Raw genomic sequence first — 15,941 nt, forward strand, 5'->3', positions numbered from 1 at the left:
TGCTTACAGAGGCCTGGATGGACTGGGCCGTACACATGGCGATCTCTCCCGGCAAGCAGATGCAGTTGCTGGAATCTGCCCTGTGGGGGAGCTGGGCCGTCTATCAGGAAGCGCTCGGGATAAAGGAACAGGCTGTCGACCAACCGGACGGCAAGGATCAAGGCGGCAAGTCTCAAGAAAGCGAGGCTCAGGAAAGCGGGGCAAAAGGTAGAGCACAGGCAGGCCCACATATTGCCGATCGGCGCTTCCGTGATGCCGCCTGGCAGCAGCTCCCCTTCTCACTGTGGGCGAACGCCCATGCCCAGAACTGGCAATGGTGGCAACAGGCGGTGACCGGTGTACACGGCATGTCGCCGGCGCACGAGAACCTGCTGGCCTTCGTGTCAGGGCTGATGGTGGATACTCTGTCACCCTCGAATTATGCGCAGACCAACCCTGAAGTGATGACGACCACCCTCAGTGAGGGTGGCAAAAACCTGATGCGAGGTGCTCAGCATCTGATGGAGGACCTGGAACGGCGCGGACGGGCAGCGAGTGCAACACCGGCCTCCACTTCAGCTTTGCATGACGCTGCCTCATCGGCACAGCAACCACCTGTCGAGGTTGGCCAGACACTGGCGATCACACCTGGCAAGGTGGTGATGCGCAACCGCCTGATCGAGTTGATCCAGTACTCGCCTGCCACGGAAACGGTCCAGGCGGAGCCGGTATTGATCGTGCCCGCCTGGATCATGAAGTACTACATTCTCGACCTCTCGCCCCACAATTCGCTGGTGCGCTTCCTGGTGAACCAGGGCTACAGCGTCTTCATGGTCTCGTGGACCAACCCCGATGCAACGCTTCGCGACATGGGCCTGGAGGACTATCGCCATCTGGGCGTGCTCGAGGCCATCGATGCCATCCAGGCAGTCACAGCCGCCAAACACCTGCATGCCGTCGGCTATTGTCTCGGCGGCACCCTGCTCTCCATTGCCGCCGCAGCGATGGGTCGCGATGGCGATGAACGCCTTGCCAGCGTCAGCCTGTTCGCCGCGCAGACGGATTTCACCGAAGCCGGTGAACTGCGTCTGTTCATCAGCGATTCCCAGGTCACGCTGATCGAGGACATGATGGCCGACAAGGGCTATCTCTCCTCCGAGCAGATGGCTGGCACCTTTGCCTTGCTGCGCGCCAGAGACCTCATCTGGGCACCCGTCGTCGACCACTACCTGCTCGGCAAGCCCAGCCACTCCTTTGATCTCATGACCTGGAATGCTGATGCCACGCGCATGCCAGCCACAATGCATGCCGAGTATCTGCGACGCCTCTATCTGAACAACGACCTGGCCGAAGGCCACTATCGAGTCGCTGGCAAGGCCGTCAGCGTTTCCGATATCCGCGCGCCCATCTTTGCGGTGGGGACCGAGGATGATCACGTCGCCCCTTGGGAATCGGTCTACAAATTGCATCTGTTCGCGGATAGCGAAATGACCTTCGTGCTGGCCAATGGTGGCCATAACGCCGGCATCATCTCGGAACCCGGCCACTCTCGACGCCATTATCGCATCGCCACGACAGGGGCTACTGACGCCTATCGCGCACCAAACGAATGGCTTTCCGATACCACCGAGCAGGACGGTTCATGGTGGCCGGCCTTTGCCAACTGGCTCGAGGCGCACTCAAGTCAGCGCGTTGCGCCTCCGCCGATGGGCATGGAGCACGGGCGTTATCGCGTGCTCTGTGATGCACCCGGCACCTACGTGAAGCAAACCTGAGCCACCCGACACATCCGATCAACGAGGCCAATCATGTCGCTCCAATCGCCAGACTCATCTGAGACTCCCGGTACAGCTGACTCTCCCGCCCCTCTCAAGCCGCTTGAAGGCAAGGTAGTGCTGGTGGTGGGCGTGGCGAATGCGCATTCCATTGCTACCGGCTGCGTGAAGGCGTTTCGTGCGGCCGGAGCACACATCGTGATGACCTATCTGAATGCCAAGGCCAGAGCCTATGTGGAGCCTGTGGCAAAGGAGGTGGGTGCAGCGCTGCTGTTGCCGCTGGATGTCGAGGCCGCAGGCGAGATGGAAACCGTGTTTTCTCAGATCGAAACTCGCTTCGGGCGCCTCGATGTTCTGGTGCACTCCATCGCCTATTGTCCGCTGGAAGACCTGCATGGCCGGGTAACGGACTGTTCACGCCAAGGCTTCTCACGCGCGATGGATATCTCGGTGCACTCATTGATCCGCATGGCACGATTGGCCGAACCATTGATGTTCGAAGGTGGCAGCATCCTGGCCATGAGTTATTACGGCGGCGAGAAGGTAGTCGATCACTACAACATCATGGGGCCGGTCAAGGCGGCACTGGAGGGAACGGTACGCTCGTTGGCCGTGGAGCTGGGGCCACGTCGTATCCGTGTCAATGCCCTGTCACCGGGCCCACTCAAGACACGAGCCGGGTCCGGCATCGCACATTTCGATGAGCTGATCGACGATGCTCGTACTCGCGCCCCTGAAGGTGTTCTGGTGACGATCGAGGATGTCGGCAACTTGGCGGTGATTTACGCAAGCCCCGCGACCCGTCGCGTCACAGGGGAAACGGTCCATATCGATGGAGGTCTGCATGTCCGAGCATGACGACAACGTGTCACGCGCAAGCTCGCCTGAGAAAGGTCCGAATGATTCATCAGATGAGCCACCCCGCAAAGGCCCGATGCAGGAGGGGCTGCTCGGATTCGGTGAGCCACTCGTCCCACCCCGAGAAGGACAGACAGTTCACGACACAGCCCCCAGCGACAGCTTGCAGTACATCGAGAATCGTACCTGGGATGATATCGCCGTTGGCGATAGCGCCGAGCTGGTGCGTACTCTGCAGGCGAAGGATATTCAGCTCTTCGCGGTGATGTCCGGTGACGTCAATCCCGCCCACGTCGATGAGGAATTTGCCAGTACTGACATGTTCCATGGCGTCATCGCACATGGCATGTGGGGCGGCGCCTTGATCTCGGCCGTGCTGGGAACCGAACTGCCGGGGCCGGGCACCATCTTTCTCGACCAGACCCTGAGCTTCAAGGCGCCGGTGCGTCTGGGCGATACCCTCGCCGTGCGTCTGGAGGTCAGCGAGAAGCTGCCCAAGGGACGCCTGCTCCTGGCATGCCGCTGCACGAACCAGCAAGGTGAGACGGTCATTGAGGGTGTGGCCAAGGTCATCGCGCCACGCGAGCGCATAAGACGTCCGCGCGTGGTATTGCCCGAAGTGCATCTGCACGTCCAGGGCGCTCAGTACAAGCGCTTGATCGCGGCCACCGAAGGACTGGCCGCGATTGCCACCGCCATCGTGCATCCCTGCGATGTGCTATCGCTGGGAGGTGCGCTGGAAGCGGGTCGCCATGGACTGATCCAGCCTGTCCTGATCGGACCGAAGGCGCGCATTCTCGCCGCTGCCGCCCAGGCCGGCGAATCACTCACAGGCATCGAGATCATCGATGCTCCCCATAGCCACGCAGCGGCCGCAATGGCCGTAGCAATGGTGCGCAGTGGCAAGGTCAATGCGCTCATGAAAGGCGCATTGCATACCGATGAACTGATGGAAGCAGTGGTCAATGCAGAGCTTGGCCTGCGCACCGAGCGCCGCATGAGTCATGTCTATGCGCTGGATGTGCCAACCTATCCCAAGCCACTGCTGGTAACGGATGCCGCCATCAACATCTATCCCGATCTCGCCCACAAGCGAGATATCGTTCAGAACGCCATCGACATGATGCAGTCACTTGGCGTGACCTGCCCAAAGGTAGCGCTGCTGTCGGCGGTGGAAACGATCAATCCTCACATCACCTCCACGCTCGATGCCGCTGCCCTTTGCAAGATGGCGGACCGTGGCCAGATCCAGGGAGGGATGATCGATGGTCCTCTGGCGTTCGACAATGCCATCTCGGCCAAGGCCGCTGCCGAGAAGGGCATTCATTCTCAGGTCGCGGGGGATGCCGATATCCTGGTCGCGCCAGATCTGGAAGCCGCCAACATGATCGCCAAGCAGCTGATCTATCTTGCAGGAGCCGATGCCGCCGGTATCGTGCTCGGTGCACGAGTCCCGATCATTCTCACCAGTCGCGCAGACAGCCTGCTGTCACGACTGGCTTCCTGCGCGTTGGCACAGCGCTATCTAAACCACCAGACGGAAATCCGCTCATGACAGATGTCACGCTGGTGCTGAACGCAGGCTCCTCCAGCATCAAGTTTGCCCTCTTCCCAGCAGTGGAGGGTGTACAGGAGCCAGTATTGCGCGGCAAGCTCTCCGGCATCGGCAGCCATCCCAGGTTCACAGCGCAAACCCGCGATGGCACCACCCCGAATTGGGATGCTCAGCTGCCATTGCATCCGAGGGCCAGTCACGAGGATCTGATACCGGCGCTTTTCGACTGGCTGGAGCGCCATGATGATGGCCTGACCATCACTGCAGCCGGTCATCGCGTCGTGCATGGCGGCCGCGAGCATCACGGCCCCGCACGTGTCTGCCCGACCTTGCTTGACGATCTGGCCGAGCTGATCCCGCTGGCCCCCAATCATCAGCCCCACAGCCTGGTAGCGATCCAGTGTCTCGTCGATGCAGTCCCACGACTCCCGCAGGTCGTGTGCTTCGATACCAGCTTTCATCGCACCCAGGATTCAATGGCGCAGACCTTCGCCCTACCCCGAGCCCTCAGCGAGTCTGGCATCGTGCGCTATGGCTTTCATGGTCTCTCATATCAGTACATCGCCGACCGGCTGCCCGAGACGCCACTCGGAACGCGCAGCGAAGGTCGAGTCATCGTCGCGCATCTTGGCAATGGGGCCAGCCTGTGCGCTATGAGGCAGCGCAGGAGTGTCGCCACCAGCATGGGCTTCACTGCACTGGAAGGATTGATGATGGGTCAGCGCTGCGGCTCGCTAGACCCCGGTGTACTGCTGCACCTGCTGGATGGCAAGGGCATGAGCACGACGGAACTTCGCCACCTCCTCTATGAGGAATCGGGGCTATTGGGGGTCTCCGGCATCAGCAATGACATGGCAGAATTGGAGGCCCATCCAGCGCCCGAGGCACGCGAAGCCATCGAGATGTTCTGCTATCGCGCCGCCTGCGAAATGACATCATTGGCAACGGCGTTGGGAGGCCTCGATAGCATCGTGTTCACCGCCGGTATCGGCGAGAACTCGGCACTGGTGCGCCATTTGATCATCCAGCGTCTCGCTTGGCTCGGTGCGACGCTGGACACTGATGCCAATCAGCGCAACGCCACCTCAATCACTGGCAAGGACTCTGCCCTCGAGATCCTCGTCATCCCCACCGATGAAGAAGGTATCATCGCCAGCGAGACCCGGCGTCTGCTGTCAGTACAGCCCACCTCTTCTCACCGTACGATACAGCAGTCGCGCCCCTGATGCTTGGCGTCATAGAGCGCCGCATCGGCGGCACGTACCAGATCGGTCAGATTGGTGTGCTGCTCGGCCTTGTAGCTCACCGCCCCGACGCTGACGGTCAGCACTTTCGCCACGGAGCTGTCAGGGTGGATCAGTTTGAGCGCACGCACCTTGCGGCGGATGCGTTCGGCGCAGGCACGCAATTGCCGCTCGGTCACTGACTCCAGCAGAACCAGGAATTCCTCGCCGCCATAGCGCACCACCATGCCCGGCTGCGGGCCGATGCCGGCCTGGAGCGCACCGGCAACCTGCTGCAGGCAGTGATCCCCTTCCACATGTCCATGATGGTCGTTGTAGGCCTTGAAGTGATCGACATCCACCATCAGGATCGCCAGCCCGTCCTCTCGGGTCAGGTCCGCCCAGCGCTGGGCCAGATCCCGCTCCAGGTGACGCCGGTTGTAGACGCCCGTCAGTGCATCGCAGTTGGCCTCTCGGGTAAGACGTTGCCCGGCAGCGCGCTTCTCCTCCAGCAACAGCCGCTCACGCTGGCGCAGCAACCACACCTGACGCTGATTGTACTCGAGCTGATGGTTGGCCAATAGCGAGAGCCCTGTGGTGCTGGCGAAGATCACCATCGCCAGCAGCTCCAGCCCCTCCTGGCCGGCAGGTTCCAACGCGATCACACCGGCCATGATGAGCGTGCAGGTCAGCGACGCCGTCAGTGCCTGGAGGAAGCGCAGTCGAAAGAGAATGTTGCCGACCATCGGAAAGAAGCCGAACAACAGCGTATCGACATGCGAAAGCTCGGTGCGCGACAGCTGCAACAGGATGGCGCTGACCAGCATGGTGTTGATCACCAGCGCGGTCATCAGCCACTCCTTGAGCCGCATGGAAGGCGCGCGCTGCACCAGAGGAAGCACCAGCATGGCCACCACGCAAACACAGCCCAGCCGCAGCATGGCGGCCAGTGCCAGGTCCTCACTGCGATGAATGGTGTCACTGATCAGGAAGGTGGCATACATCACGAAGGCGAAGATGCCGGAATACAGCAAGCCGCGCGTGCGCGAGACGCGCGCCTCTTCCACATACCGGGTCTCGAGGGCGTCGGGGAACATGAGCCGCCAGCGTGACGCGCCGCGACCGTCGATCAACCCCTCGACGACACCGCGCTCGGCGGCCAACGCCGCCGGCATCGTCGCCTTGCCGGCGCCGGGGAGTCGCTTTTGACTTCTCATGACAGGCCCGCTCCGCCCATCGGCGGCCTGTGATCAGGCGACTCTGCCTTCTGTTCATCGTGCTGCGCATTCTGCCGCTCACCCTGCTGCGCAGCCTGGCGCTCATCATCAAGGCCATCGTGAAGGCCATCACGCAGGTCATCACTGGCCTGGGCGCGCACCTTGCCATGGCCGTTACCACGTTGCACGCAGGTACGGTTGCGGCCATGGCGCTTGGCACGATAGAGCCCCTTGTCGGCCTGATCGACCCAGCGGCTGAGCAGCGTCTCGACCGCCATGTCACGCGTCATCTCATCCTCCATTCCCTCGCCCTCGAGCAGGCGCGACAAGGGGATGACGCAAAGCCCCACACTCACAGTGACGACGCCGAGTTCCGACTCGCGGTGAGGCAGCTTTAGCGACTTGACGGCATAGCGCATCGCCTCGGCCAGGCTGTGCGCATGCTCGAGATCTCGCACGGCCACCAGGGCGGTAAATTCCTCGCCACCGAAGCGGACGACGCTGGCCAACGCAGCCTCTTTCCCCTCGAGAGCACCGGCGATGCCAGCGCCTTTTTCCCTGTCCAGTGTTTCCTGCAAGGCCTGGGCGATCTGATACAGGCAGTTGTCGCCCGGGACATGTCCGTAGTGATCATTGAAGGCCTTGAAGTGATCGACATCCATCATCATCAGCGCCAGACATGGTAACGGTGGCACCGGATGGGACGCGGACACGCCGTTCTTCGCCTGCTGAGCATCGCCATGGTGCTGCTTGAGCACCTCGATCAGATGACGGCGATTGTAGAGCTGGGTCAGCGGGTCGAGACAGGCCATTTCCTGCAGCTCGGCATTGCGTGACTCCACATCCTGCAGGCGCAGTTGATCGATGGAGGTCATCAGATAGGCATGACGGGCCGAGAACTCGATGCGGAAGCTGGCAATCAGCGAAAACAGGCAGAACGCCATGAAGACGAAGACGATCGCGAAGTCCATATGGGCATAGGGCATCGATACGCTCAGCGCTACGCTGATCACGATGACCATCCCCCCTGCCGACAGCACCAGAGCCGCGACGAAACGCAGCTGCATCAGGACGATACCGACCAGTGGCACCACGCCCAGCGCATAGAGTTCGAGGAAGCAGCGCAGGTGGTTCTCGCGCACTGCCAGCCACGCCGCCAGGCCGATCACGCCCCACAGGGTCGCGACCAGCAGCGCCTCACGCCCGACGGGGCGGCTGACCTCGCTCTTGAGGGCCAGCACGAGGATCGCGACCGGCGCATAGACGGTGTCATAAAGCACGAACATCAGCTGAAAGATGATCAGGCTCCAGCAGCGCATTACTGCACGACTCATGCGCCGACGATGCTCGAACTGTTCAAAGTCCCTCTCGAGTTCAGGGGCAAAGCTCAGCCTTGCAGGAGTCGTGGCACTCAGGTGTTGCTCCAATATTGCCATTCGTGAAGGCATGTCTGATTTCCCTTCAATCGCCCTGCTTTCTTTATCACATGCGCAAATGTTGAAAGCCACGCTGACGGAGATGTTCAAGCGCCGCATGTCCGTGTTGATACCTCGCTCGTGAACGAAAATCCAACGAAAACACCGGACCTCGATGAGGCCCGGCGTTCCTGATAAAGCTGATTTCTCTGGCTGGTTCAACCGACAATGGCGTTGAGCAGCAACAGGGTGATGATGGAAATGGCCCAGGCCAGCGTCGTCGGCAGGGTCAGCACCAGCATCTGATGCTTGGTGCTCTTGACGCCGAGCATGCGATTGACGACCCAGAAATAGCTGTCATTGAAGTAGCTGAAGAACATCGCGCCGATACAGGCGGCCTGCGCGGCCAGCACCATGTTGACGTCCGGCATGCCCATCAGGATCGGCGCGGAGATCGAGGCCGCGGTAATCATCGACACCGTGCCACTCCCCTGGATGAAGCGCACCAGCGTGGCGATGATGAACGGGATCAACAGCGGCTGAAGCCCCAGTGCCGCGACCTGCATGGCGATGTAATCGCCGCCGCCACTGGCACGCAGTACCGAGCCCAGTGCACCACCGGCACCGGTGACCAGCAGGATGATCCCCGCCGTCTCGACGCCCTTTTCCAGTTGATCGAACACTTCCTGCCTGGGGGTCTTCGGCATCAGGCCATAGATGGCGACCAGCACCCCGATGCCCACGGCGATCACCGGGTTGCCGATGAAGGCGATGGTACTGGTAAGCGCATTGCTGGTATCGCCCATCACGGCACTGACCAGCGTGTTGAGGAAGATCAGCGCGATGGGCAGGCCGATCGGCATGCAGGACATCAGCAGGGACGGCAGTTCCGATTCAGGCAGCATGCTGTCGGTGTCATGCTTGACGCTATCTTCGAAGCCACCCGGCTGGGCTTCCAGCATCGCCTCGATGCGCGGGCCCATGATACGGGCGTAGATCACCAGTGCGATCAGCGCAGGAGCGGTGATCACCAGGCCCCAGCCGATCATCAGACCGATGTCGACACCGAAGATACCCGCCACGCCCAGCGGACCCGGGGTCGGTGGCACGCTAGAGTGGGTGATGATCAGGCCAGCCGCCAGCGCGATGCCCAGACCGATCACCGAACGTCCGCTGTTGCGAGCCAGTGAACGCACCAGCGGGTTGAGGATGACGTAGGCCGAATCACAGAAGATCGGAATGGAGACGATGTAGCCCGTCAGCGCCATCGCGGCCTCTTCCTTGTTCTTGCCCAGCAGATTGAGGATAGCGTAGGCCATGCGCTGCCCGGCACCAGTCACCTCCAGGATACGCCCCATCATCACGCCGAAGCCGATCACGAGACCGATGGTGGAAAGCGTCTTGCCGAAACCGGTGGTGATGGCACTGATGACCTCATTGGGCGGCATGCCGCCGATCAACCCCGCCAGTGAGGCGGCGATGATCAAGGCCAGCAAGGCATGCACGCGGGTTTTCAATACCAGATAGATCATGACGAAGATGGCGATGCCCAGGCCGATGATGACCTGTGGCCCCGCGACGGCGGCGTCTGTCATGGGGGGCTACTCCTGTAGTTTGTTATTGTGTGGCGCAAGGTATGCGGTGTCGGCGCTGCCGACTGGCATGACGCCGATCGTTGTTATTGACGTACTGATGTGACGAGCAGCTCTGGCAAAGGTGTCTAGCGAGCTCGTCTTGGATAAGATGCCCAGACGCTGGCTAGGCGTTGGCGCTCTCATCGCGATACGCATTGAGAATCTCGTGCAGGTCGGCATCGCCTACGAAGCCCAGCGAACGCGCCTTGCGGGTGTCAAAGCGCGCCGGCCAGCTGCCGACGATGGCGGTGATACGCGGGTCAGGCTCATGCTTGACGAGTGCCAGCGCCTGCTCGCCGGCGATATCCTTGAGCGCCGCGAGCATTGACGCGACGCTGACGGTGATGCCCGGCAGCATGAAGCAGCGAGAGAGGCCGAAGTCCGCGCTCGCCACCTCCGCGCCCTTGAGCAGAGCCGCGACCACCCGACGGGGCGACATTACGAACATCTCGAGCTCGCTCGGTACCGGGCAGATGGCGGCTTCGCCATTGAGCGGTTCGCGCAGGATGGAGGAGGCGAAGCTCGAGGCTGCCGCATTGGGACGCCCGGGGCGCACGATGATGGTGGGCAGACGCAGCACGCAGCCATCCACCAGCCCGCGACGGCTGTAGTCATTGATCAGCAGTTCCGACATCGCCTTCTGGGTGCCGTAGGAGTTCTGCGGCACCAGCGCGGTCATGTCGCTCAGCGTCTCGGGAAGATCGCCTCCGTAGGCGGCGACCGAACTGGCCATCACCAGCCGGGTGTCGCGCAATCCACGCGCCGCGCAGCCTTCCAGCAGCAGGCGAGTTGCGTCGAAGTTGACGCGCATGCCGAGCGCCAGGTCCGCCTCGGCCGCCGAGCTGACCACGGCTGCCAGGTGATAGATCACCTGCGGCTCGCCCGCCAGGCAGCGATCAAGCACCTCGGCATCGGCGATATCGCCTGCCACGATCTCGATATCCAGCGAGGTGGCCGGTTCGACTGCCAGACATGACGCCGCCTCGGGACGTGGCGCCTCGATCTGATCCAACAGGGTCAAGCGTGACAATGGCTGCCCCTTCAGGCTACCCGTGTCGATCAAGGCCTCGGTCAGGCGCTGACCGAGAAATCCGGCAGCGCCGGTAATCATGACGTGCATCGTGTGGACTCCTTGCTCGCCGCCTGGCATGACGGCTCATGACGTGTTGTCGTTATTGGCGTTTCTGCTGTCTTGAGTCGTGATCAGGCGGTGCCGGACTGGCCGTCGTTGAGCCCGAAGGCGCGACCCCAGCCGAGGCCTGCGCGCGTCTCACCCCGCGGACGGTATTCACAGCCGATCCAGCCGTCGTAACCCAGACTCTCCAGCCGGTCGAACAGCGCCGGATAATGCACTTCACCGACATCCGGCTCGCGACGGTCCGGCACGCCGGCGATCTGCACATGGCCCATATGCGCGAACTGCGATTCCAGATTGCGGATCAGATCGCCCTCGACGATCTGGCAGTGATAGAGATCGAACTGCACCTTGAGGTTGGCGGCGCCGACCTGGGCGAGAATCTCGCGTGCCTGCGCCTGACCACTCAGATAGAAGCCGGGCATGTCGCGCGGATTGATCGGTTCGATCAGCAGTGTCTTGCCGACCTTCTCAAGCTCGGCGGCGGCGTAACGCAGGTTGTGGATGTAGGTCTCGGTGCAACGCGCGCGCATGGCGTCATCCGCGCCCTGCGGTACCAGGCCCGCCATGGCATGCACGCGCGGACAGTCGAGCACCTGGGCATAGCGAATCGCCTCGGCCACCGAGGCCCGAAACTCCTCCTCGCGCCCCGGCAGACAGGTCAGGCCACGCTCACCGGCCTCCCAGTCGCCCGGCGGCAGATTGAACAGCACCTGCGACAGCTGGTGCTCATCGAGCCTTGCGCGCAATTCTTGCGGGGAATAGGCATAGGGGAAGAGATATTCGACCCCGCGAAAACCACTTTCGGCCGCAGCCGCGAAGCGATCGAGAAAGTCATGCTCGGTGAACAGCATGCTGAGATTGGCGGCCAATCGGGTCATGTCAGATCCTTGGATTTCACAGACGAAGACGTCATCACTCAGGGGCGCCCGAACCTGGCTTCGAGTTCCGCCACCTGTTCCGGGGTCATCCCACGTGGGTTCTTGCCCTGCAGCAGCAGGAACAGCTTGGCGGTTTCCTCAAGCTCTTCCGTGGCATAGACCGCCGCTTCCAGGGTCTTGCCGGCCACCACCGGGCCATGATTGGCCAGCAACACGGCGCAGTGCTTGCCGGCCAGGCCACGCACGGCATCGCCCAGCGCGGGGTCGCCCGGCATGTAGTAAGGCACCAGCGGCAACTTGCCGACCCGCATCACGTAATAGGCCGTCAGCGGAGGAATGCACTCGCAGGGATTCACGTCCGGCAGGCAGGACACCGCCACCGAGTGGGTCGAATGCAGGTGGACGATGGCACCCGACTGCGGGCGCTCGTCATACATGGCGCGATGCAGGAAGTGCTCCTTGGTCGGCGCGTCGCCATCGATCAACACGCCCTGGGCATCGAGGCGCGAGATGCGCGCCGGGTCCAGACGCCCCAGGCAGGCATTGGTCGGCGTCATCAACCAGCCGCCATCGTCCAGCCGCTGGCTGATGTTGCCGCTGGCCCCCATGGTCAGGCCGCGGTCGAACAGTGACTTGCCGTAGGTGGCGATCTGCTCACGCAACACGTTGATATCGTGCTGTGACTGACTCATGCGTTCTCCTCGCGAGGATTCATGGCATCCAGCACGTCGAATGCCCGGGTAAAGAAGTCTTCACCCCCGAAGTTGCCGGACTTGAGTGTCAGCGAGAGCATCGCCTCCGGCTGCGAGGGGCCGGCGGCCGGGTGCGGTGCCTGTGTCCAGGGCACACCGGGGTCGATCTGACCGCCGATACGCAGCTCACGGATGTCGAGCGCCGAGACCACCGCGCCGGAGGTTTCTCCCCCCGCCACCAGCAGGCGCCCGACGCCTTCCGCGACCAGGGTGCTGGCCAGACTGGCCAGGGCGCACTCGATGAGCTCACCGGCCTGCTTGACGCCCAGTGACGCCTGCGCCGCCTTGACACTTTCCGGCTCGGCCGAGGCGTAGATAAGAAATGGCTTGGGGTCCGTCGCCGCCAGTTGCTCACGGGCGAACTCCAGCGCCGCCTCGAAGTGGGTATCGCTCGCGTTGAGCTTGACGGGGTCCAGCGCGAAGGCAGCATGCTGCTGAGTGAAGTGCGCCACCTGCTTGAGCGTCATGCGAGAACAACTGCCGGACAGCACCATCGCGGCGCCCTTCGCCGGGGCCAGCACCGCTGCATCATCGATCGGCTCAAGCCAGCCCTTGCGGCGGTACTGGGCAGGCAAGGCCTGCGCGAGGCCAGAGCCACCGGTGACCAGCGCGTGATCGACCAGCGCCTCGGCCAGTACCTCGAGATCCTGCTCATCGAGGCTGTCACAGACCACATGACGAACGTTTTGATGGGCAAGCTCGTCCAGACGCTGACGGGCCTCCTGCGCGCCGCGGCACAGAGTGGCGTGATCGAGCAGCCCCACGCCATGCGGCGTCTGGCGTGACAGCACGCGCACGATGTCGGCATCGGTCATCGGGTTGAGAGGATGATGCTGCATGCCGCTGTCATTGAGCAGGCGGTCGCCGACGAACAGATGGCCCTGATAGACACTGCGTCCGTTGATGGGGAAGGCCGGCACGAAGGCCGTCTGCGTGGCAGACAAGGCCTCCAGCAAGGCATCGGCGACCGGCCCGATATTGCCCTCGGGCGTGGAATCGAACGTCGAGCAGTACTTGAAGAACAGCTGGCGCGCGCCCTGGGCTTTCAGCCATTCAAGCGCCGCGAGAGATTCACTGATCGCCTGATCCACCGGGCAGCTGCGCGACTTGAGCGCGACCACCACGGCGTCGACCTCAGTCAGATCCAGCCCGTTCGCCGCCCCTTCCTGCAGCGCGTCCTGGGGTACCCCGATCACCTGCACGGTGCGCATGCCGGCACGTACCAGGTTGTTGGCAAGATCCGTCGCGCCGGTGAAGTCATCGGCGATTCCGCCCAGTACGATCGGCATCACTGCGCTCCTTCATCATTCGCGGCCGGCAGGCTGAAGCTGCCGAGACGCTGATAGACCTTGATGACGGCCGAGTCGTCCTCGCGCCCGAAACCTGCGCCACTGGCGGCGGTGAACTGCTGCAGGGCACTACCGGCCACCGGCATGGCAAGCTTCAGCTCGCGCCCGGTGCTGTGCACGATGTTCAGGTCCTTGACGAAGATGTCGACGGCCGACAGCGGCGTGTAATCGCCCTTGAGTATGTGCGGCACGCGATTCTCGAACATCCAGGAATTGCCCGCGGAATGGGTGATGACGTCATAGAGGGTGTCGGGGTCGATCCCCATGCTCATGCCCAGCGCCATGGCTTCTGCCGCCGCCGCGATGTGCACGCCAGCGAGATGCTGGTTGACCAGCTTGACGCTCGAGCCCGGGCCGGCGCAGTCGCCCAGCCGATAGACATTGGCTGCCATCGCCGCCAGCACGCGTTCCGCCTTGACGTAAGCCGCTTCACTGCCGGAGGACATCACGGACAGCTCACCACTGCGTGCCTTGACGGCGCCGCCGCTGATCGGGGCGTCGAGCAGCTCCAGCTGCATGCCGTTCAGGCGGGTTTCCAGTTCACGTGCGAAGCTCGGCGCCACGGTGGCGCACTGGATCACCAGGCTACCCGGCGCGAGTCGCTCGGCCAGACCGCCCTCACCCTGCGCCCCGAGCAGCACCTGCTCGACCTGATCGGCATTCACCACGACCAGCACCACCACCTGACACTCGGCCGCCAGTTCCAGCGGCGAGGCAACGGCGCGGCCACCCGCCGCTTCGAACGCCTGACAGGCGGCGGGCGAGATATCACAGCCGATCACGTCCAGGCCTGCTTCCAGCATGGCGCGCGCACTGCCCATTCCCATCGCGCCGAGGCCGACAAGGCCGATCACCGGTGAAGTCGTTGCTGCTGTCATCTCGCATCTCCCGCGGAAGCTGTTCAAGTGCTGATCAAGGCGGCCTCATGCGGCACACCGATCAACACTTCGCTGAATGTTAGCGCTATCATGTTAGCGCTAACATCATTAATAGATTAGGCTCCAAGCCACGACAAGAGGCAAATGAGAAAACGCGACATATGTCTAATCCACCATCATCTCCCCGCCGCAACCGCAAGGGTGCCATGCAGCCGACCCTGAATGACGTGGCCCGGGAAGCCGGGGTCTCCTCGATCACCGTCTCGCGCTACTTCAATAGCCCCGACAGCGTGCGCGAAGCGACACGCGTCAAGGTCGAAGCGGCCATCGAGAAGGTCGGCTACGTGCGCAACATGATTGCCGGCAGCCTGGCCTCGGCCTCCAGTCGCGTGATTCCGGTGATCGTGCCCTCGTTGTCCAACGTGGTATTCATCGACGTGATCAAGGGCCTGCAGGACGAATTCGAGGCACACGGCTATCAGCTGCTGCTGGGCAAGACGGATTACGATCTGGCTCGGGAAACCCAGCTGATCCGTACCTTTCTGGGCTGGTCGGCCGCGGGCCTGGTGGTGACGGGGCTGCGCCATGACGATGCGACGCGCCAGATACTGGAGAACTGGAATCAGCCGATCGTTGAGATCATGGAGCTGGGGGAAGGGTTGGATCTGAACGTGGGGATGGATCATGTCGCCGCTGGGCGCGCCATGACCGAGCACCTGCTGGCACGCGGATATCGCACGATCCACTTCGCCGGTGCCGAGCTCGATCGCGACTATCGCGCGGCGATGCGCTATGCCGGGCACCGTGAGGCGCTGGCGGCGGCCGGCATCGAGGACGCCCCCCTGCTCGACCTGCCCGTGCGTCAACAGATGACCAGCGGTGCTCAGGCGCTTGAGCGTATCAAAGCGACATTCCCTGACTGCGACGCCATCCACTTCGCCAACGATGACATGGCCTGTGGCGCGATTCTCGCCGCCGCGCGGCTTGGGGTGCGCATCCCAGAGGATATCGCCATCGCCGGCTTCAATGGCCTGCCAATCGGGGAGCATGTCACGCCGCGCCTCACCACCATCGTCTCACCGCGGGAGCAGATAGGCCGTGTGGCCGCACGCAAGTTGCTGGCACGCATCAACGGTGACCCCGTCGGGGAACTGAGTCATGACCTGGGGTTCACGCTGCGGGTCGGTGACAGCACTTGAAGCCGCGAAGCTTCTCAAGGCGCAGTCCGGTTGACTCACGATTGAGGCCTCTCAAAGGTGCATTTACGTCATTCAGGGCGGGCTGGTACCC

At 62.6% G+C, this 15,941-nt stretch carries 13 protein-coding genes; 5 read left to right on the forward strand and 8 right to left on the reverse strand.

Annotation, left to right across the window (positions count from 1 at the left end; genetic code table 11):
• Positions 1–17: 17 nt before the first annotated feature.
• From R1T44_RS11780 to R1T44_RS11795, 4 genes are all read left to right on the forward strand, one after another.
• Positions 18–1,754 carry a PHA/PHB synthase family protein gene (locus R1T44_RS11780; RefSeq protein WP_457851506.1) on the forward strand — a complete coding sequence of 579 codons (1,737 nt, stop codon included), beginning with the start codon at positions 18–20 and terminating at the stop codon, positions 1,752–1,754.
• Between the two features lie 117 nt (positions 1,755–1,871).
• Positions 1,872–2,612: an enoyl-ACP reductase FabI gene (gene fabI / locus R1T44_RS11785; protein WP_317292089.1), complete on the forward strand. Its 741-nt coding sequence runs from the start codon at positions 1,872–1,874 to the stop codon at positions 2,610–2,612.
• Positions 2,599–4,167, forward strand: a complete 1,569-nt coding sequence (locus R1T44_RS11790) for a bifunctional enoyl-CoA hydratase/phosphate acetyltransferase (RefSeq protein ID WP_339927386.1) — start codon at positions 2,599–2,601, stop codon at positions 4,165–4,167. Before fabI ends, R1T44_RS11790 begins: the two co-directional genes overlap by 14 nt.
• Positions 4,164–5,393, forward strand: a complete 1,230-nt coding sequence (locus tag R1T44_RS11795; protein ID WP_284727010.1) for an acetate/propionate family kinase — start codon at positions 4,164–4,166, stop codon at positions 5,391–5,393. The genes R1T44_RS11790 and R1T44_RS11795 overlap by 4 nt, the downstream gene beginning before the upstream one ends.
• On the opposite strand, the gene R1T44_RS11800 is transcribed toward R1T44_RS11795, so the two are convergent.
• The 8 genes from R1T44_RS11800 to ltnD all read right to left on the reverse strand — a co-directional run bounded on the left by R1T44_RS11800 (position 5,363) and on the right by ltnD (position 14,651).
• Positions 5,363–6,607, reverse strand: a complete 1,245-nt coding sequence (locus R1T44_RS11800) for a GGDEF domain-containing protein (protein ID WP_284727011.1) — start codon at positions 6,605–6,607, stop codon at positions 5,363–5,365. The genes R1T44_RS11795 and R1T44_RS11800 overlap by 31 nt on opposite strands.
• Positions 6,604–7,941 carry a GGDEF domain-containing protein gene (locus tag R1T44_RS11805; protein ID WP_284727012.1) on the reverse strand — a complete coding sequence of 446 codons (1,338 nt, stop codon included), beginning with the start codon at positions 7,939–7,941 and terminating at the stop codon, positions 6,604–6,606. The genes R1T44_RS11800 and R1T44_RS11805 overlap by 4 nt, the downstream gene beginning before the upstream one ends.
• A gap of 299 nt (positions 7,942–8,240) precedes the next feature.
• Positions 8,241–9,617, reverse strand: coding sequence for a GntP family permease (locus tag R1T44_RS11810; protein WP_317292090.1), 1,377 nt, complete (start codon positions 9,615–9,617; stop codon positions 8,241–8,243).
• Between the two features lie 163 nt (positions 9,618–9,780).
• Complete coding sequence (gene denD, locus R1T44_RS11815) at positions 9,781–10,776, reverse strand: D-erythronate dehydrogenase (protein WP_284727013.1); 996 nt, start codon at positions 10,774–10,776, stop codon at positions 9,781–9,783.
• An 83-nt stretch (positions 10,777–10,859) separates the two neighbouring features.
• The gene (gene otnI, locus R1T44_RS11820) at positions 10,860–11,672 is read right to left on the reverse strand and encodes a 2-oxo-tetronate isomerase (protein WP_284727014.1); all 813 of its coding nucleotides are present in this window, start codon (positions 11,670–11,672) and stop codon (positions 10,860–10,862) included.
• A 38-nt stretch (positions 11,673–11,710) separates the two neighbouring features.
• Positions 11,711–12,364, reverse strand: coding sequence for a 3-oxo-tetronate 4-phosphate decarboxylase (gene otnC, locus R1T44_RS11825; protein WP_153635988.1), 654 nt, complete (start codon positions 12,362–12,364; stop codon positions 11,711–11,713).
• Positions 12,361–13,713, reverse strand: coding sequence for a 3-oxo-tetronate kinase (otnK, locus tag R1T44_RS11830; protein ID WP_284727015.1), 1,353 nt, complete (start codon positions 13,711–13,713; stop codon positions 12,361–12,363). The genes otnC and otnK overlap by 4 nt, the downstream gene beginning before the upstream one ends.
• Positions 13,713–14,651, reverse strand: a complete 939-nt coding sequence (ltnD, locus tag R1T44_RS11835) for an L-threonate dehydrogenase (protein WP_213114457.1) — start codon at positions 14,649–14,651, stop codon at positions 13,713–13,715. Before ltnD ends, otnK begins: the two co-directional genes overlap by 1 nt.
• Before the next feature lie 161 nt (positions 14,652–14,812).
• Between ltnD and R1T44_RS11840 the strand changes: the two genes are divergently transcribed.
• A complete protein-coding gene (locus tag R1T44_RS11840) occupies positions 14,813–15,850 on the forward strand; it encodes a LacI family DNA-binding transcriptional regulator (RefSeq protein WP_213114458.1) in 1,038 nt (345 codons plus the stop codon).
• The last annotated feature ends 91 nt before the right edge of the window (positions 15,851–15,941 follow it).

The organism is Cobetia amphilecti (assembly GCF_032923285.1).
GTDB classification, from domain to species: Bacteria; Pseudomonadota; Gammaproteobacteria; order Pseudomonadales; family Halomonadaceae; genus Cobetia; species Cobetia amphilecti.